Below are 17,755 nucleotides of genomic sequence, written 5' to 3' on the forward strand. Positions count from 1 at the left end.
TAACGCCATGACCCTCCGCAACATCCTCACCGCGGCGTCGGCGCTCGCGCTCGCCGCCTGCGCCGTCGGGCCTGATTACAAGGCGCCGCAATCGGCGTCGGCCCCCGCTGCGGCCGGGCCATTCGTCTCGGCGAACAGCTCCGCCGTGTCGCTCGATCCGGTCGCCGCCGACTGGTGGCGCCTCTACAATGATCCCGTACTCGACGGGCTCGTCGCCGATGCGTTCGCGAACAACACCGACGTGCGCGTCGCAGTCGCCAACATCGCCCGCGCCCGCGCATCGCTGCGCGGTGCACGCGCAGACCGTTTGCCGCAGGCCGCGATCGGCGCCGGCGCGAATTACGGCCGCAGCCCCGAGGGCCAGCGCCTCCCCGGCGCGGATCGCGAGGATTGGACCGTCGATGTCGGGGCCAATGTGTCCTACGAAGTCGACCTGTTCGGCCGCGTCACCCGTTCGGTCGAGGCCGCGCGCGGCGATGCCGAAGCCGCCGAGGCCAATGCCGACGCGGTGCGGGTGATCGTCGCTGCCGACACGACGCAGGCCTATGCCGACGCCGCATCGGGCGCGGCTCGGCTCGACGTCGCGCGGCGGATCGTCAGCCTGCTCGACCAGCAGGTGAAACTGACCCAGCGGCGCAAGGACGTCGGGATGGCGACGGGGCTCGACCTCGCGCGTATCACGACGCTCCGTGACCAGCGCTCCGCAGAAATTCCGGCTATCGAGGCCGAGCGGCAGGCGGCCTTGTTCCGCCTCGCGACTCTGACCGGTCGCGCGCCCGCTGCGCTCCCCGCGATCGCGGGCGACCGTAACATCAGCCTCGAAATCACCGATCCCGTCCCGGTCGGTGATGGGGCGGCGCTGCTCAAGCGCCGTCCCGATATTCGCGCCGCCGAGCGCCGCCTTGCCGCCGATACGGCGCGCATCGGCGTCGCGACGGCGGATCTTTACCCGCGCATCACGCTCGGCGGCTCGGCGGGCTCTACGGGTACGGGCTTCGGCGACATATTCGGCGGCGGGCCGGTCCGCTGGCTGCTCGGGCCCTTGCTCAACTGGGCCTTCCCGAACCAGGAACCCGCGCGCGCGCGGATCGCGGCGGCCGAGGCCGACACGCAGGCGTCGCTCGCCGAGTTCGACGGCACCGTGCTGCGCGCGCTCGAGGAGACGGAGACCGCGCTCTCCTCCTACGCGCGCGCGCTCGAACAAAGGCAGGCACTGCGCGCGGCGCGCGACCAGTCCGAACGCGCAGCGCGGATCGTCCGCGCCAAGCGCGAGGAAGGCGCGTCCGATTCGTTCGAATGGCTCGACGCCGAACGCACCTTCGCCGAAGCCGAAGCGACGCTCGCCGAACAGGACGGGCAGATCTCGCGCCGCCAGATCGCGCTGTTCCGCGCGCTTGCGGGCGGCTGGTCGAGCTAGGCTTCGACCGGCCGCGCCGCGACGGTCAGCGGCACGACGCGCAGCATCGCGAGCGCGGCGATCAGCAAGGTCGCGGCCCCAAACGCCATCGTGTAGATCGGCTCGCCTGGAAAAAAGGCCTGCATGATCGACCCCATGACCGTCGCGACGAGCAACTGGGGGATCACGACGAAGACGTTGAACAAGCCCATGTAAATGCCCAGCTTCGCTTGCGGCAGGCTCGACGCGAGCATCGCATAGGGCATGGCGAGCACCGACGCCCAGAAGATGCCGATGAAGATTTCGCTTGCGATCAACTGCACCGGATCGCGCAGGACGAAGACGCTGGCGTAACCGATCGCACCGCAGACGAGCCCCACGATATGCGTGCGTGCCTGCCCGATGCGTTTCGACAGCCAGGGAAGCAGGGTCAGCGCCGCGACCGCGGCGACGGCGTTGTAGATCGCGAACAATTCGCCGACCCAGTTCGCCGCCTGCTGGTAGGTCGCACTCGCGGCGTCGGTCGCGCCGAAATGATATTGGGCGACGATCGGCGTCGTGTTGATCCACATGATGAACAGCGCCGACCAGCTGAAGAACTGGACCAGCGCGAGCCGCTTCATCAGCGGCGGCATCCCCGCAAAATCCCCGACGATGCTCGACAGCATATTCTGCGCATTGCCTGCGCGGGCAAGCGCGATCGCCAACAGGCTGGCAACGCCATAACCGATCAGCAGTGCGCCGAGCAGCAGCACCTCGCGCAGCAGGGCAAACTCGATCTGGATCAGAATCGTCGTGATACCTGCGGCGATCCAGGCCAGCCCGCCCGCATAGCTGTGCGACGCAAGCGCGCGCATCGCGGGGGCCTCATGCGCCCCGGCCTCCGCCTCGAACCTTGCCATCGTCGCGGGATCATATTCGCTTGTCGTGACGACGGTCCACAGCACCGAAAGGAACAGCGCGCCTCCGCCGAACCAGAAGGCATAGCGGACCGTGTCGGGAATCTGGCCGGACGGCGCGACATTGGCGACGCCCAGCGCTTCCATCAGCGTCGGGAACAGCGATCCGACGACCGCGCCGGCGCCGATGAAGGCGGTCTGCACGGCATAGCCGGCGCTGTACTGGTCGCGACGCAGCATGTCGCCGACGAAGGCACGGAAGGGCTCCATCGAGATGTTGAGCGAGGCGTCGAGAATCCACAGCATCATCGCAGCGAACCAGATCGCCGGGCTTTCGGGCATCACGAACAGCGCGATCGCGGCAAGGATCGCGCCAGCGAGGAAATAGGGGCGGCGACGGCCAAGCCGTCCGAGCCATGTTCGGTCGCTCATATGGCCGATGACCGGCTGGACGAGCAGCCCGGTAAGCGGGGCGGCGACCCACAGGCCCGGGAGTTTTTCGATATCCTCGCCCAAAGACTGGAAGATGCGGCTCATATTCGCATTTTGCAGCGCGAAACCGATCTGGATTCCGAAAAAGCCGAAGCTGATATTCCACAGCCCTGCAAAGCCCTGCTTCGGCTTGTCCATCACGCGTCTCCCCGTCAGGCCGTCGGTCGCGGCTCCCGTCGCGCCGGGTGTTGCAGCCTCGGTACGCAAGGGCAAGCACGGCGCGGCTGGTTATACGAATGCGTGGAAGGTCGGGTGTTGAACGATCGTTGCCGGGGTGCACGAGGGGCTTGCTCCCCACACCAAAGCGGCCGTCCCCGTCTACACCGCGGTGCTCTGCCTCTTGATCAGCCGCGCAGGCAATATCCGCTGCTCCACGGCTCGGTTCTCGATCCGGCTGAGCAGCGCGTCGACGAGCAAGGGACCGGCGCCCTTCAAATCCTGCATCACCGTGGTCAGCGTCGGCGAGGTCAGGCTGGCGGCGGGGATGTCGTCGAAGCCGATTATCGCGACGTCGTGGGGCAGCTTGAGCCCGGCTTCGGTCAGCGCGCGCATCGCACCGATCGCGATCAGGTCGCTCGCCGCGAAGATTGCATCGAAAGGCTTTCCGCTCGCGAGCAGCGCGTTCGCGGCGGCATAGCCCGAGTCTTCGGTCGACACCGCATCGCGCTGGAGCGCGGGGTCGGGCTCGTAACCCGCGGCGCGCATCGCGCGGCACAGCCCGTCGTAGCGGTCCTGAAATTCGGGGGCGTGGTCCGACGCATCGCCGAGGAAGGCGATCCTGGTCCGTCCGATCTCGACCAGATGCGCGCCGGCCTGTTCGCCCGCACCGACATTGTCCGACCCGACCGTCAGCCCGATGCCTTCTTCCGAAACCGAACCCCAGCGGACGAACTTGGTCCCCATTTCGACCAGATGTTCGAGCTTGGAGAGGTAAAGCTGATAATCGCCATAGCCGAGCAGGATGATCCCGTCGGACCGGTGGCTGTCCTGATAGGCGACGTGCCAGTCGTTATGCATCTGCTGGAAGCTGATCAACAGGTCATATCCGCGCCGCGCGCATTCGCGCGTGATCGACCCCAGCATCGACAGGAAGAAGGGGTTGATCATCGATTCGTCGGGGGTCGGATCCTCGAAGAAGAGCAGCGCGAGTGTGTGCGTGCGCTGCGAGCGCAGGCTCGAGGCGTTCTTGTCGACGGTATAATTGAGTTCGCGCGCGATGCGTTCGATGTTGGCGCGCGTTGCGGCGCTCACCGATTTGCTGCCGCGCAGCGCACGCGACACGGTAGGCTGCGAGACGCCGGCCAGATAGGCGATGTCGAAACTCGTCGGCTTGGACGAGGGCTGGCGCCCCATGTCTCTCTCCCTCGCGCGGCGGCTCGTCGATCGCCGTCGCAGCCACCGAAGACTAGCGATTGGTCCGGTCGATGCCAACCATTTGAACCGCGCCGCGCGCCTCGGTTTTCGGCGCCGAAAATGGTTCATTCGGGCGACAGTCCGCCAGGCTGCATATTATGCGTATACGTATACCCTATGGCGGCGCGGCGGGATTGGTTTCAATTGCGAGGCTCAAGATGGGAAAGCCCACATGTCGGAGAGGAACCTGACGGACGCGCTGCGTCCCCCTCCCGGCGCATGGGTCAAGACCACCCGTCCGTGCCAGGGGAGCCACATATGATCTTGCCGAACAATCTGAACCGCGGTGTCAGCGCCATCGCGCTCGGCCTTGCCTTGACCGTTCTGCTGCCCGCTACCGCGATGGCGCAGGACGCCGGCGCCGCGCCCGTCGACGAGTCGCCGGCCGAAGGAGAGATCGTCGTCAGCGGGATCCGCGGCGCGATCAACAATTCGGTGCAGGCGAAAAAGAACAGCACCTCGATCGTCGAGGTCGTCTCGGCCGAGGATATCGGCAAGCTGCCCGACCTCTCGATCGCCGAATCGCTGTCGCGCCTGCCGGGTCTTGCGACGCAGCGCCTCGACGGCCGCGCCAATGTCGTGTCGATCCGCGGCCTCGCGCCCGATTTCACGACGACATTGCTCAACGGCCGCGAACAGGTTTCGGCGAACAACAACCGCGGCGTCGAGCTCGACCAATATCCGTCCGAGCTGCTGAACGGCGCAGTCGTATACAAGACGCCCGACGCGTCGCTGATCGGACAGGCGCTCGGCGGGACGATCGACATGCGCACGGTGCGTCCGCTCGCTTACGGCAAGCGCGCGATCGCGGCGGGCGCTCGCTTCGAAATCAACGATCTCGGCAAGCTCAACCCCGATATTTCGAACAAGGGTTATCGCGCCAACATCTCCTACATCGACCAGAATGCCGACGGTACGCTCGGCTGGGCGATCGGCTATGCGCGCATGCAATCGCCGACCGCCGAAGAGCGCTTCAACGCGTGGGGCTATCCCGAGGCGACCGACGGCACGAACACCGCCTTCATCATCGGCGGCGCCAAGCCCTATGTGAAGTCGAACGAGCTGAAGCGCGACGGCGTGATGGCGGTCGTCGAATGGGAACCGAGCGACAAGTTCCACACGACGATCGACGGCTATTGGTCGAAGTTCAAGGACGAGCAGCGGCTGCGCGGGATCGAATTTCCGCTCTTCTGGGGGAATTCGACGCTCCAGCCGGGCTTCACGATCGAGAACGGCCTGGTGACCAAGGGCGTGTGGACGGGGACCGAGGCGGTGATGCGCAACGACGTCGTTCACCGCAACTCGACGATCATCGCGGGCGGCTGGAACGCGCAGTTCAAGCCCAATGAAAAGCTGACGGTCGAACTCGATCTCGGCTATTCGCGGATCAAGAAGACCGAGGAAAATCTCGAAATCTATCTCGGCACCGGTCGCGGTGCGGGGGTCGGCGCGCGCGAAACCGCGCTCGGTTTCGAGATGCGCCCCAAAGGCGGCATCATGTTCGACCCCTCGCTCGACTATACCGATCCCGACCTGTTCGTAATCACCGATCCGCAGGGCTGGAACAGCTGCGGCGGCGCGGTGCCCAACTGCCAGGACGGCTTCGTCAACACGCCGCGGATCAAGGACGAGCTGAAATCGCTGCGGCTGCAGGCGACGCAGGAACTGGACGGCGTACTCAGCAGCGTGCGCGTCGGCGCCAATTATTCGGACCGCAAGAAAAGCCTCGACGACCGCGGCTTCGTCCTGACGAGCGAAAATTATCCGGCGAATACCGCGGTGCCCGCCGACTATCTCTACGATCCGGTATCGCTCGATTTCATCGGCATCCCCGGCATGGTCGCGTTCGACAGCTGGCGTTATTATAACGACGGCAACTACACGCTGACCGACGGCGCCGGCTTCGATCCCGCGCGCGTGTTCAACGACTATACGATCCGAGAGAAGGTGCTGACCGGATTCGTCCAGGCGAATTTCGACGCCGATACGGGCAGCACGCCGATCCGCGGCAATGTCGGCGTTCAGATCGTCCGGTCGGACCAGACGGGGTTGAGCTTTTATGCGCAGGTCGTCGGCGGCGTGACCCAGTCGACGCCCGTCACCGACGGCGACACCTATACCGACATCCTGCCGAGCCTGAACCTGACGGTCGAGTTTGCGGACAACGCTTTCCTCCGCTTCGGCGCCGCCCGCGTGCTGGCGCGCGCGCGCATGGACCAGCTCAAGCCCGGCGGCGGCGTCAATTTCGATACGTCGAAGCGTAACAACACCGACGTCAACGCCTCGCCCTGGTCACTCGACCTCGGCAATGCGAAGCTGCGTCCGCTGATGGCCGACACGATCGACGTCGGGCTCGAAAAATATTTCGGGCAGGGCGGCTATGTCTCGATCGGCGGCTTCTACAAATATCTTGAAAATTACATCTATCGCCAGGTCAATCCGTTCGACTTCTCGGACTTCGAGGTACCCGACGGCGGCACCGTCGGCACGCGCGCCGGGCTTAGCAAGCAATGGCTGAACGGCAACGCCGGGCGCGTCTATGGTGCCGAGGCGTCCTTCTCGCTGCCCTTCGCCAACTTCACCCCGTCGCTCGACGGTTTCGGGGTGCTCGGCAGCGCCTCCTATACCAAGAGTCGCGTGCGCGAAGGCAGCGCGGATCCGATTTCGATGCCCGGCCTGTCGAAATGGGTCATCAATGGAACCGCCTATTTCGAAAAGGACGGCTTCCAGGTGCGCGCGTCGGGCCGCTATCGTTCGAAGTTCCTCGCCGAAGTTTCGACGATCAGCCTGGCGCGTGACATGTTCATGGCGAAGAGCGAGTTCGTCGTCGATGCGCAGGTCGGCTATACCTTCCAGAGCGGCGCGCTCGAAGGGCTCGGCATCCTGCTCCAGGCATCGAACCTGACCAACGAGCCGTTCGTCACCTATTACAACAACGACCCGCGCCAGATTCGCGACTATCAGAATTATGGTCGCAACTTCATGGCGGGTATCACCTACAAGTTCTGACTTGAGGAGCGGGCCGGACAGTACGTCCGGCCGGCTCCCGGCGGGAGGTATGAGCAGCGTGGGCGACAGCCGCATCACGAAGGTCGTCATCGTCGGCGGCGGCACCGCAGGGTGGATGGCCGCTGCGGCGCTGTCGCGCTCGATGGGCCATCTGTCGATCCGGCTGGTCGAAAGCGACGAAATCGGCACCGTCGGGGTCGGCGAGGCGACAATTCCCGCGATCCGCCTGTTCAACGCGCTGATCGGCGCCGACGAGATTGAATTTATCCGCGAAACCGGCGCGACGTTCAAACTCGGCATCCAGTTCCACGACTGGGGCCGCATCGGCGACACCTATATGCACGCCTTCGGCCAGATCGGCCGCAGCCTCGGCATGCTGCCCTTCCAGCAATATTGGCTCCGCGGCCGCAACGAAGGCGTTGCAGGCCCGCTTTGCGATTATTCGCTGAACGCCACCGCGGGCCGGCAGAACCGCTTTGCGCGTCTGCCGCGGATCCCCGATACCAGCCTCGACGGCATCGCCCATGCCTTTCATTTCGACGCCGCGCTTTACGCCGCCTATCTGCGCAAGCTTGCCGAAGGCGCCGGGGTCGCGCGCACCGAAGGCAAGATCGCCAGCGTCCGGCGGAACGGCGAAAGCGGCCATATCGAGGCCGTGGTGCTCGAAGACGGCACGGCGATCGAAGGCGAGCTATTTATCGACTGCTCGGGCTTTCGCGCGCTGCTGATCGAGGAGACGCTCGAAACGGGATATGAGGATTGGACGCACTGGCTACCCTGCGACCGCGCGATTGCGGTGCCGAGCGAAAATGCCGGGCCCGCGCGCCCCTATACGCAGGCGATCGCGCACCAGGCGGGCTGGCAGTGGCGCATCCCGCTCCAGCACCGGACGGGCAATGGCCATGTCTTTTGCAGCGATTTCCTGAGCGAGGATGAGGCGACCGAAATACTGCTCGCCAATATCGAGGGGCGTCCGCTCGCCGAGCCGCGCACGCTCCGCTTCCGCACCGGGATGCGCAGTCGGGCGTGGAACGCCAATGTCGTCGCGCTCGGCCTCGCTTCGGGTTTTCTCGAGCCGCTCGAATCGACGAGCATCCATCTGATCCAGAACGGGATCGCCAAGCTGCTTGCCCATTTTCCGGGTCTCGATTTCGATGCCGCCAATATCGATGCCTATAACCGGCGCGTCCGCTTCGATTACGAGCGCATCCGCGACTTCGTCATCCTCCACTATCACGCCAACCAGCGTAGCGACTCGCCCTTCTGGATCCGCTGTCGCGAGATGGGCATTCCGGATACGCTCGCGGCCAAGATCGAGCTGTTCGGCTCGCACGGACAGATCGTCCGCGAGGGCGACGAGCTGTTCGTCGAAATCGGCTGGTTCCAGGTGCTGACGGGCCAGAATATCGTGCCGCGCGGCTATCACCCTATGGCCGACGCGCTGACACGCGACGAGCTGGCGGGCTTTTTCGACGATATCGAAACGATCATCGCGCGCACCGCCGCGCATCTGCCCGGCCACGAAGAATATATCGCGCAGCATTGCGCGGCAGGAGTCCCCGCATGAGCCTGTTCGCATCGATAGTCGCGCTGAGCCTTGCAGGTGCTGCGCCTGTCGCCGACTACCGCGCACGCCCGCCCGAGGAGGAGGTCATCTATTTCGTCCTTCCCGACCGCTTCGAGAATGGCGATCCCCAGAACGATAAGGGCGGGCTGGAGGGCGAGCGGCTCCAGACGGGCTATGATCCCACCGCGAAGGGATTTTTTCATGGTGGCGACCTTGCCGGCCTCACGAAGCGGCTCGACTACATCGAAGGTCTGGGCGCGACCGCGATCTGGTTCGCGCCGATCTTCAAGAACAAGCCGGTGCAGGGCCCGAAAGGCGACGAGAGCGCGGGCTACCACGGCTATTGGGTCACCGACTTCACGCAGGTAGATCCGCATTTCGGTACCAATGAAGAGTTCAAGGTCTTCGTCGATGCGGCGCATGCGCGCGGCATGAAAGTCTATATGGACATCATCGCCAACCACACCGCCGATGTCATTACTTACAAGGAAGATGCCTCCGGCAGTTTCCGCTACCGCAGCCTCGCCGATTACCCTTTTTCCCGGCGCGGCGGTGTGAAGGGCGCGCCGATCAATCCGGGTTTCGCCGGCGATCATGTCGTCGACGCCGGGAACTGGCAGAAGCTGACCGACCCGGCGTTCGCCTATACCCCGGTGGTGCCGAAGAGCGAGGAGCGGGTGAAGGTGCCCGCCTGGCTCAACGACCCGATCTATTATCACAACCGCGGCAATAGCGACTGGGTCGGCGAGTCCGCGCTGTACGGCGACTTCTCCGGGCTCGACGACCTCGCGACCGAGCACCCCCGCGTCGTTCAGGGTTTTATCGACATCTACGGCCGCTGGATCGACGAGTTCGGCATCGACGGCTTTCGCATCGATACCGCCAGGCATGTGAACCCCGAATTCTGGCAGGCGTTCGTGCCCGCGATGCAGGCGCGCGCCAAGGCACGCGGCATCCCCAATTTCCACATCTTCGGCGAAGTCTATGTCGACGCCGTCGATCCGGGTGCGCTCGCTTGGTACACGCATGCGGCGGGCCTGCCCGCGGTGCTCGATTTCGGCTTCGCGCGCGCGGCGATCGACGCCGTCAGCGGGACGAAGGGGACAGGCGAGTTCGCGCGGCTGTTCGACGGCGACACGCTCTACAAGGGCGGAGCGGGGGCGGCGCTCGGCCTTCCGATCTTCCTCGGCAATCATGACATGGGACGGTTCGCGATGTTCGTGAAAGCGGCGAATCCGGATGCCGACGATGCTGAACTGCTGGCGCGGGCGATGCTCGGCCACGCGATGCTGCTGACGCTGCGTGGCGTTCCGACGATCTATTATGGCGACGAACAGGGGTTTGTCTCCGACGACAAGGACCAGCTCGCGCGCGAGGATATGTTCGCGTCGCAGGTTGCGGCCTATAACGACAATGATCTGGTCGGCAGTGATGCGACGACGGCGGCAGCGAATTTCGACACGGCGCATCCGCTCTATCGCCATATCGCCGCGCTGTCTCAAATCCGGCGTAAGACCCCCGCGCTGATGCGCGGCGCGACGAAAGTGCGCGCCTTTTCCGATACGCCCGGCCTGCTCGCGGTGTCGCGCTTCGATCCCGAAACGAGGCGTGAAGTGCTGCTCGCCTTCAACACGTCGGCGGCGCCGCTCGCGGCGAATATTGCCATCGATATGAAAAGCGCGGGCTTTACCGCGCTCCTCGGCGATTGCCCCGCCGCGTCCGCCGCGCCGGGCAGCCTCCACCTGTCCCTCCCCGCCTTCGGCACGATCATCTGCCAGGCCAGCGAATAAGCGAAAGCAAGCGTGACAACGAACCCGCCCCTTGTTCAGGACCCGACCCCGGCCGTGGCCGCAGCGCCATGGTGGAAGGGTGCCGTCATCTATCAGGTCTATCCGCGCAGTTTCGCCGATTCGAACGGCGACGGGATCGGCGACCTTGCGGGTATTACCGCGCGGCTCGACTATATCGCGTCGCTCGGCGTCGACGCGATCTGGCTGTCGCCCTTCTATCCGTCACCGATGGACGATTTCGGCTATGATATTTCGGACTATGAAGGCGTCGATCCGATCTTCGGTTCGCTCGCCGATTTCGACGCGCTGGTGGCGCGCGCGCATGCGCTGGGGCTGAAAGTCACCACCGACCTTGTTTTCGCGCATACGTCGGACCAGCACGGCTGGTTCGCGACAAGCCGCGCGAGCAGGGACAATGACAAGGCCGACTGGTACGTCTGGGCCGACGCGAAGCCCGACGGATCGCCGCCGACCAACTGGCAGTCGGTGTTCGGCGGCCCGGCGTGGACGTGGGATGCGCGCCGCGGCCAATATTTTATGCACAATTTCCTCGGGACCCAGCCGCAGCTCAACGTCCACAACCGCGCGGTGCAGGACGCGCTGCTTGGCGTCGTGCGTTTCTGGCTCGACCGCGGCGTCGACGGCTTTCGCATCGATGCGATCAATTTTTCGATGCACGACCCCGAACTGCGCGACAATCCGCCCGCGCCGCCGTCGAACAAGGTCCGCACCCGGCCGTTCGATTTCCAGCAGAAAATCTATAACCAGTCGCATCCCGACATCGCGCTGTTCCTCGAACGCATCCGCGCGTTGACCGACGAATATCCCGGCAGCTTTACCGTCGCCGAAGTCGGCGGCGACGATGCGGTGCGCGAGATGAAGCTGTTCACCGCGGGGAGCAGCCGGCTCAACAGCGCCTATGGCTTCGACTTTCTCTACGCGGACCGGCTGACCCCGCAACTGGTGCGCGAGGCGGCCGAGCAATGGCCCGACACGCCGGGCACCGGCTGGCCGAGCTGGGCGTTCGAGAATCACGACGCGCCGCGCGCGGTGTCGCGCTGGACGCCCGATGGCGTCGATGCCGCCGCCTTTGCGCGGATGAAGATGGCGCTGCTCTGTGCGCTGCGCGGCAATATCATCATCTATAATGGCGAGGAGCTGGGGCTAGACCAGGTCGAAATCCCGTTCGAGCTGGTGAAGGATCCCGAAGCGCTCAAGAACTGGCCGCTGACGCTGTCGCGCGACGGCGCGCGCACGCCGCTGCCATGGGCGGCCGCCGAAACCAATGCCGGCTTTTCCGCCGCCGATCCGTGGTTGCCGCTGGGGCCTTCGCACCGCGACCTTGCCGTCGACCGGCAGCAGGAAGACGCGGATTCGCTGCTCAACCTGACGCGCCGGCTCGTCGCGCTGCGCGCCGCGAGCCCGGCGCTGCGCATCGGGCGCGATGCGCGCTGGGTCGCCGAGGGGGACCTGCTCGCTTTCGACCGGATCGCGGGCGGGCAGCATGTCCGCTGCCTGTTCAACCTCGGCGGCGAGACGATCGACGTTGCGGCGCACACCGCCGCCGGCGACCTATTCATCGCGCTTAACGGTGCGGAGGCGGCTACGCTGCCGCCTTGCGGTGCCCTCTGGCTCAAAATTGAAGGAAAATACTGATGCGCAGCCTGCTCGCCCCCCTTTCGCTGCTGACGGTCGCGCTGTCCCCCGCCGCTGCGGCGCAGGACGCCCGGCCGTCGCAGACCGCGTCGTCGCCCGACGGCAGCCTCGTGCTTACGGTCACGACCGATACCGACCAGCGGCCGACCTGGTCTTTGTCGCGCAAGGGCAAATTGCTCATTGCGCCGTCGAAGCTCGGCTTCCTGCTGACCGACGGTGTCGGATTGCAGCGCGGCTTTGCGATCGAGGGCGCCGAAAAGGCGAGCGCCGACAGCCAATGGGAACTGCCGTGGGGCGAACGCCGCTTCGTGCGCGACCGCCACAACGAACTGCTCGTCCGTTTCCGCCAGCACGAAAGCTGGGGGGGGCACGCCATCAACGTCCGGTTTCGCCTGTTCGACGACGGCATCGGCTTTCGTTACGAGCTGCCCGAACAGGCGGGGCTGAAGACCGCGAAGATCGCCGACGAGATCACCGAATTCGACATCGCCCCCGAAGGCACCGCCTGGTGGATCGCGGGCGGCGAGTGGAACCGTTACGAACAGATGTATCAGAAGACGCCGATCGACGCGGTCGCGACCGCGCACACGCCGATCACGATGCGGCTCGCCGACGGCACGCACCTGGCGTTCCACGAAGCGGCGCTGGTCGATTATTCGGGCATGTGGCTGAAACGCGTCGAAGGGCGCAAGTTCCGCGCGACGCTGGCGCCTTCGTCGCGCGGCGCGCGCGTGATCCGCGACCTGCCGTTCAACACGCCCTGGCGTACGATTCGCATCGCCGATGGCGCGGCGGGACTGGTCGAAAGCGATCTCGAACTCAACCTCAATGAACCCAACAAGCTCGGCAACGTCAGCTGGGTCAAGCCGATGAAATATATCGGCATCTGGTGGGGGATGATCCGCGGCCCGTGGAGCTGGGCCGAAGGACCGAACCATGGCGCGACGACCGAACGGACGAAGCAATATATCGACTTTGCGGCGAAGCACGGCTTTGGCGGCGTGCTCGTCGAGGGCTGGAACAAGGGCTGGAACAGCAACTGGTTCGGCCACGGCCATGAGTACAGCTTCACCGAAGCCTATCCCGATTTCGACCTCAACGCCGTCACCGATTATGCGCGCAAAAAGGGCGTGACGCTGATCGGCCATCATGAGACCGGCGGCAATATTGCGGTCTACGAAGCGCAGCTCGACGATGCGATGAAGCTGTACGGCCGGCTCGGCGTCAAGGCGGTGAAGACCGGCTATGTCGCCGACGCTGGCGGGATCATTGCGCCGGGTGACACGCCGGGCGAAACGCGGATGGAATGGCACGACGGCCAGCGCCAGGTGCAGCATCATCTGAAGGTCGTGCAGACCGCGGCGAAATATAAGGTCGCGGTCAATCCGCACGAGCCGGTAAAGGATACGGGCCTGCGCCGCACCTATCCGAACTGGGTCGCGCGCGAGGGTGCGCGGGGCATGGAATATAATGCCTGGAGCGACTTCGGCAGCGGCCCCGACCATGAACCGACGCTGGTTTATACACGGATGCTGTCGGGTCCGATGGACTATACGCCGGGAGTTTTGGGTCTCGAGGGATCGAACAAGGCGCCGTTCGCATCGACGCTCGCCAAGCAGCTTGGTCTTTACCTCGCCATTTATTCGCCGATCCAGATGGCGGCCGACTTCATCGAAAGCCTGGAGGCGCATCCGCGCGAGCTGGAATTCATCAAGGCGGTCCCCGCCGACTGGGCCGAAAGCAAGCTGATCGCGGGTGAGGTCGGCGACTATGCGATCTTCGCGCGAAAGGACCGGGGCAGCGCCGACTGGTATGTCGGCGGGGTCAACGACGCGACCGAACGCACGCTGACGCTGAGCTTCGATTTCCTCGACGCGGGCAAAAGCTATACCGCGACCGTGTGGAAGGACGGCGAGGGTGCGACCTATCTGACCGACGCGCGGCACCGGATCGCGTACGAGACGATCAAGGTGAAGAAGGGCGACACCTACAAGCTGTGGCTCGCCCCCGGCGGTGGCGCGGCGATCCGCCTGCATCCGGGAAAATGAGCCCGCGCTAGACGATATGGCCGGCCGTGCCGCCGGGCGCCCAGAGCCCGGCGGCGAGCCGGTGCAGCGCGCGCGACAGGGTGCGGCGGTCGATCGTGCCGCCGAACGAGACGCGGAGCGCTTTGGACACGTCCCCCGATACGGCAAAGCGGTCCGACCCCACCGCCGACAGCCCTTCGAGCGCGAGCGTGGCGGCAAGCACGTCGGGATTGCTGTCTTCGGGCAGCGAGAGCCACAGGTGATAGCCCTGCGGATGACCCGCGTGGCGACCGTCGCCCAGCACCGTGTGCGCCAGCTTCTGGCGCCATGCTGCTTCCTTGCGCACCGCGCCGACCAGCCGATCGAAGCTGCCGTCGGCGAGCCAGAGCGAGACCATCGCGACGTTGAGCGGCGGCGCCATCACCGTGCTTTCATGCTGGCACGCCGCGAGCTGCATCGCTTCGGCGACGCCCGGCGCGCGGACGAAGCCGACGCGCAGCGCGGGAGAGATGATTTTCGCCATGCTCGCGACATACCAGCCGCTTTCGGGCGCGAAGCTGGTGATCGCGGGCAACGGCGCATCGGGCAGGAGGCCATAGGCATCGTCTTCGATGATCTGGACCCCCGTTTCGCGCGCCCAGGCCGCGATCGCGCGCCGTTCCGCAGTCGCGATGGTCGTCGTGGTCGGATTGTCGTTCGTCGGGACGACGTACAGCGCGCGCAGCGGCGCGGCGGCGTGTGCCGCCTCGAGCGTGTCGGCGCCGATTCGCGCCAGCGGGACGAGCGTGACGCCGATCCGCCGCGCCAGCGCGAGAAAGCCGGGGTAGACGAAGCGCCCGCAGGCGACGCGGTCGCCGGGCCTCAGGATCGCGGCCGCGATCGCGTGCAGCGCATTCTGGCCGCCCGCGGTGACGACGATCTGTTCGGCGTCGGACGACAGGCCGGTGCGCGCTATCAGGGCGGCGCCGGTCTCGCGGTCGGCGGCCGCGCCGCCGGGCCGCTGATAGTGGAGCCGCGCCATATTGCCGCCCTGCGCCAGCGCTGCCAGCGCGGTCGTCATTGCCTCCGGCAGGCCGGCACCCTCGGCGACCGGCGGGCTGTTCATCGCAATGTCGTTCTGCGCTGTGGTGGCGACCTGTCCCGATCGCGCGTCTTCACCGATGAAACTGCCGGCGCGGCCGCGCGCGACGATCAGGCCGCGGCGGCGCGCAAGGTCATAGGCTTTCGTGACGGTGGTGAGGTCGATCCCGAGCCGCGCGGCAAGATCGCGCTGCGGGGGCAGGCGGTCGCCGTGGCGAAGCTCGCCGCTGGCGACGGCGGCGGCGATCGCGGCGGTCACCGCTCTATATTTGGGACCTGCGGCGCCCGTTATGTCGGGCGTCCAGCTAATCGCCATGCCGTTCGTCCGTCTCGCCCCGCGCGCGAGCGTTCAGCCTTGCCCACAAATGCTCGGTCCCCGATTCCTGCGCCTTGTTCACATATTGCGAGGCGACGAGCCAGCCCTTGATCGCGCGCAGGGGAAGGACGCAACCGATCACCATGACCGGGATCGAAAATACCAGATGAACCCAGAGCGGAGGGTCATAGGCGATCTGGAGCCAGACGATCACGAAGGTCAGCGGAAAGGCGACGATGCATTGCGAGAAAAAGGCCGGGCCGTCGTCGGGGGCGGCGAAGCTGTAATCGAGCCCGCAATGGTCGCAGCGATCGGCGAGCTTCAGCCACGAACGAAACATGGGACCCTTGCCGCATTCGGGACATTTCCCGTGCCAGCCAGCCCAGAGAATCCAGCGCAGCTTTTCGCTGCCGACATCGCCGATCGCCATTTTCGACTCCAATAGGCACATTGTATGCCATGCAAATCGCACTATGGATTCGACCGATCACAATTTGAAGAGATAGATTTTCTCTTTTGTTTAATGTGGTAAACTTGAAAATTCTGCCATTTATACGGCAATTTTGAACATATTTTGCCATGCAAAATCGGGCATTGTGCAATGTCCGGCGACGCCGTCTGTCAGTCCGCACAGGCCGGCCTTCGGCCCGGCGCGGCCGAAGCCGAAAGATGGGGTGGTCCCGCGCATCGTTTACGCCGCTTTTACCAGTCCTGGTGCATAGGATTTACCGATATTTGTGGCTGGGGATGAATGATGGACAGCATGCGCGGCCTGCTTTCGGGCAGCCATGACCAGGATGACGGCGCGATCGACGCGCCCGCCGCGGTGGGCGTCGACGAACGGCGGATGCAGGTACGCGCCTATAATTATTGGGCGTCGCTGCTGGGCGCCCGCGCCTATCCTGCGGTCGAGGACCTCGATCTCGACAGTGCCGATTTCGGCCCGCATTCGGTGCTGCTCGATTTCACGGCAGGCGTCGACAATCCCGGTATCGCCTTTCTGGGCGAGCGGTTGCGCGCCGAGTCGCAAATCGACGAGGATGTCCATTATATCAGCCAGATACCCGGCCGCTCACTGTTGTCGCGCCTGACCGACCACTATCTGCAGATCATCGCCAACCGCGCGCCGATCGGTTTCGAAGCCGAGTTCGAAAGCGATCGCGGCGTCACCATCATGTACCGCGGCATCTTGCTGCCCTTTTCCTCGGACGACGACACGATCGATTTCATCATGGGCGTGATCAACTGGAAGGAAGCGGTTGACGCTGGCCAGGCGGAAGAATTGCAATTGTCGGTCGAACAGGCGCTGCGCACCGCGGCGCCGCTGACCGCGCCCGTGCCCGTATGGGCCGACGGCCCCGATTCGGAGCATCTCGACGACGATGCGGTCCCCGGCTTCGCCGTGCTCGGCGACGGCGCCGCCGTTGATACCGGCGCCATCGCCGAAGAGATTGCTTCGACCGAGCCCGGCGACGATGCCGAACTGGCCGACTGGCTGGCGGTCGCGCGCGAAACCGCCGAGCGGGCGATCGCCGCCGACAGCCGCAGCCGCGGCGCCCTTTACCAGGCGGTCGGCAAGGCGTGGGATTTCGCGCTTGCCGCCGAAGACCAGCCCGATGCTTTTGCTGCCCTGCTCGACGACGCCGGGCTGGCGGCGCAGAAACGCGCGCCGATGACTCCGATCGTGAAACTTGTTTTTGGCGCGACCTATGACAAGACGCGCCTTGCCGAATATGCCTGCGTATTGGGGCACGCCAAGCAGGAAGGCATCGGGCGCGGCGACCTTGCCGCCTATCTCGATCGCTATCCGGGCGGGCTCAAAGGGGTGGTCAAGGATGCGCGCGCGCGCCGCAGGCCCGCGGGCGTCGCCGATCGCCCCGACGCCAAGATGGACGCGCTGCGCCGCGCGCAGCCTGCGGTCATCCTGGAGCATGATGCGGGCGAGGCTGAATTCGTGATGCTGATCGCGCGCGCGATGCCGGGGGGGCATATCGGGATCGTCGCCAAGGCAGCCGACGACCCGGCGCTGGTCGCCAAACTGGCCAAAAAGGCGGTGCCGATCGCGCCGGGCGGCTGATACCGCGCGCTGGGAGCGTTCACGCAACAGACA

Annotated in this window: 11 protein-coding genes; 7 read left to right on the forward strand and 4 right to left on the reverse strand. The window is 65.4% G+C overall.

What is annotated here, in order from left to right; all coding sequences use genetic code 11:
* Nucleotides 1-7: 7 nt before the first annotated feature.
* On the forward strand, nt 8-1,417 hold the full coding sequence (locus HDC35_RS12145) for an efflux transporter outer membrane subunit (RefSeq protein ID WP_184647092.1): 1,410 nt from the start codon (nt 8-10) through the stop codon (nt 1,415-1,417).
* On the opposite strand, the gene HDC35_RS12150 is transcribed toward HDC35_RS12145, so the two are convergent.
* Nucleotides 1,414-2,925, reverse strand: a complete 1,512-nt coding sequence (locus HDC35_RS12150; RefSeq protein ID WP_184647094.1) for an MFS transporter — start codon at nt 2,923-2,925, stop codon at nt 1,414-1,416. The two genes, HDC35_RS12145 and HDC35_RS12150, sit on opposite strands and share 4 nt — an antisense overlap.
* A gap of 180 nt (nt 2,926-3,105) precedes the next feature.
* Nucleotides 3,106-4,140 carry a LacI family DNA-binding transcriptional regulator gene (locus HDC35_RS12155; RefSeq protein ID WP_184647096.1) on the reverse strand — a complete coding sequence of 345 codons (1,035 nt, stop codon included), beginning with the start codon at nt 4,138-4,140 and terminating at the stop codon, nt 3,106-3,108.
* A gap of 318 nt (nt 4,141-4,458) precedes the next feature.
* Here HDC35_RS12155 and HDC35_RS12160 point away from each other — a divergent pair, with 318 nt between their 5' ends.
* Genes HDC35_RS12160 through HDC35_RS12180 form a run of 5 tightly spaced genes read left to right on the forward strand, consistent with a single transcriptional unit; the run spans nt 4,459 to nt 14,270 of the window.
* Nucleotides 4,459-7,209: a TonB-dependent receptor gene (locus HDC35_RS12160; protein WP_184647098.1), complete on the forward strand. Its 2,751-nt coding sequence runs from the start codon at nt 4,459-4,461 to the stop codon at nt 7,207-7,209.
* Between the two features lie 49 nt (nt 7,210-7,258).
* Entirely contained in the window at nt 7,259-8,776 is a 1,518-nt protein-coding gene (locus HDC35_RS12165) for a tryptophan halogenase family protein (protein ID WP_184647100.1), read from the forward strand.
* Complete coding sequence (locus HDC35_RS12170) at nt 8,773-10,566, forward strand: alpha-amylase family glycosyl hydrolase (RefSeq protein ID WP_184647102.1); 1,794 nt, start codon at nt 8,773-8,775, stop codon at nt 10,564-10,566. The genes HDC35_RS12165 and HDC35_RS12170 overlap by 4 nt, the downstream gene beginning before the upstream one ends.
* Nucleotides 10,567-10,578: 12 nt before the next feature.
* Nucleotides 10,579-12,222: an alpha-amylase family glycosyl hydrolase gene (locus HDC35_RS12175; protein ID WP_184647104.1), complete on the forward strand. Its 1,644-nt coding sequence runs from the start codon at nt 10,579-10,581 to the stop codon at nt 12,220-12,222.
* The gene (locus tag HDC35_RS12180; RefSeq protein WP_184647106.1) at nt 12,222-14,270 is read left to right on the forward strand and encodes a glycoside hydrolase family 97 protein; all 2,049 of its coding nucleotides are present in this window, start codon (nt 12,222-12,224) and stop codon (nt 14,268-14,270) included. The genes HDC35_RS12175 and HDC35_RS12180 overlap by 1 nt, the downstream gene beginning before the upstream one ends.
* A 7-nt stretch (nt 14,271-14,277) precedes the next feature.
* Here HDC35_RS12180 and HDC35_RS12185 read toward each other — a convergent pair whose 3' ends face one another.
* Both HDC35_RS12185 and HDC35_RS12190 read right to left on the reverse strand, forming a co-directional pair.
* Entirely contained in the window at nt 14,278-15,645 is a 1,368-nt protein-coding gene (locus tag HDC35_RS12185) for a PLP-dependent aminotransferase family protein (protein ID WP_184647108.1), read from the reverse strand.
* A complete protein-coding gene (locus HDC35_RS12190) occupies nt 15,635-16,075 on the reverse strand; it encodes a DUF983 domain-containing protein (protein ID WP_184647110.1) in 441 nt (146 codons plus the stop codon). The genes HDC35_RS12185 and HDC35_RS12190 overlap by 11 nt, the downstream gene beginning before the upstream one ends.
* A gap of 324 nt (nt 16,076-16,399) precedes the next feature.
* Between HDC35_RS12190 and HDC35_RS12195 the strand changes: the two genes are divergently transcribed.
* Nucleotides 16,400-17,722: a hypothetical protein gene (locus HDC35_RS12195; RefSeq protein WP_184647400.1), complete on the forward strand. Its 1,323-nt coding sequence runs from the start codon at nt 16,400-16,402 to the stop codon at nt 17,720-17,722.
* Nucleotides 17,723-17,755: the final 33 nt, after the last annotated feature.

It is taken from the genome of Sphingopyxis sp. JAI128 (assembly GCF_014207235.1).
GTDB lineage: Bacteria > Pseudomonadota > Alphaproteobacteria > Sphingomonadales > Sphingomonadaceae > Sphingopyxis.

What these genes read in the sequence shown, in the direction of transcription:
- HDC35_RS12150 (WP_184647094.1), bottom strand. Translation starts at nt 2,925, where the DNA reads ATGGACAAGCCGAAGCAGGGCTTTGCAGGGCTGTGGAATATCAGCTTC.
- HDC35_RS12155 (WP_184647096.1), bottom strand. Translation starts at nt 4,140, where the DNA reads ATGGGGCGCCAGCCCTCGTCCAAGCCGACGAGTTTCGACATCGCCTAT.
- HDC35_RS12195 (WP_184647400.1), top strand. Translation starts at nt 16,400, where the DNA reads ATGGACAGCATGCGCGGCCTGCTTTCGGGCAGCCATGACCAGGATGAC.
- HDC35_RS12160 (WP_184647098.1), top strand. Translation starts at nt 4,459, where the DNA reads ATGATCTTGCCGAACAATCTGAACCGCGGTGTCAGCGCCATCGCGCTC.
- HDC35_RS12180 (WP_184647106.1), top strand. Translation starts at nt 12,222, where the DNA reads ATGCGCAGCCTGCTCGCCCCCCTTTCGCTGCTGACGGTCGCGCTGTCC.
- HDC35_RS12145 (WP_184647092.1), top strand. Translation starts at nt 8, where the DNA reads ATGACCCTCCGCAACATCCTCACCGCGGCGTCGGCGCTCGCGCTCGCC.
- HDC35_RS12165 (WP_184647100.1), top strand. Translation starts at nt 7,259, where the DNA reads ATGAGCAGCGTGGGCGACAGCCGCATCACGAAGGTCGTCATCGTCGGC.
- HDC35_RS12185 (WP_184647108.1), bottom strand. Translation starts at nt 15,645, where the DNA reads ATGGCGATTAGCTGGACGCCCGACATAACGGGCGCCGCAGGTCCCAAA.
- HDC35_RS12190 (WP_184647110.1), bottom strand. Translation starts at nt 16,075, where the DNA reads ATGGCGATCGGCGATGTCGGCAGCGAAAAGCTGCGCTGGATTCTCTGG.
- HDC35_RS12170 (WP_184647102.1), top strand. Translation starts at nt 8,773, where the DNA reads ATGAGCCTGTTCGCATCGATAGTCGCGCTGAGCCTTGCAGGTGCTGCG.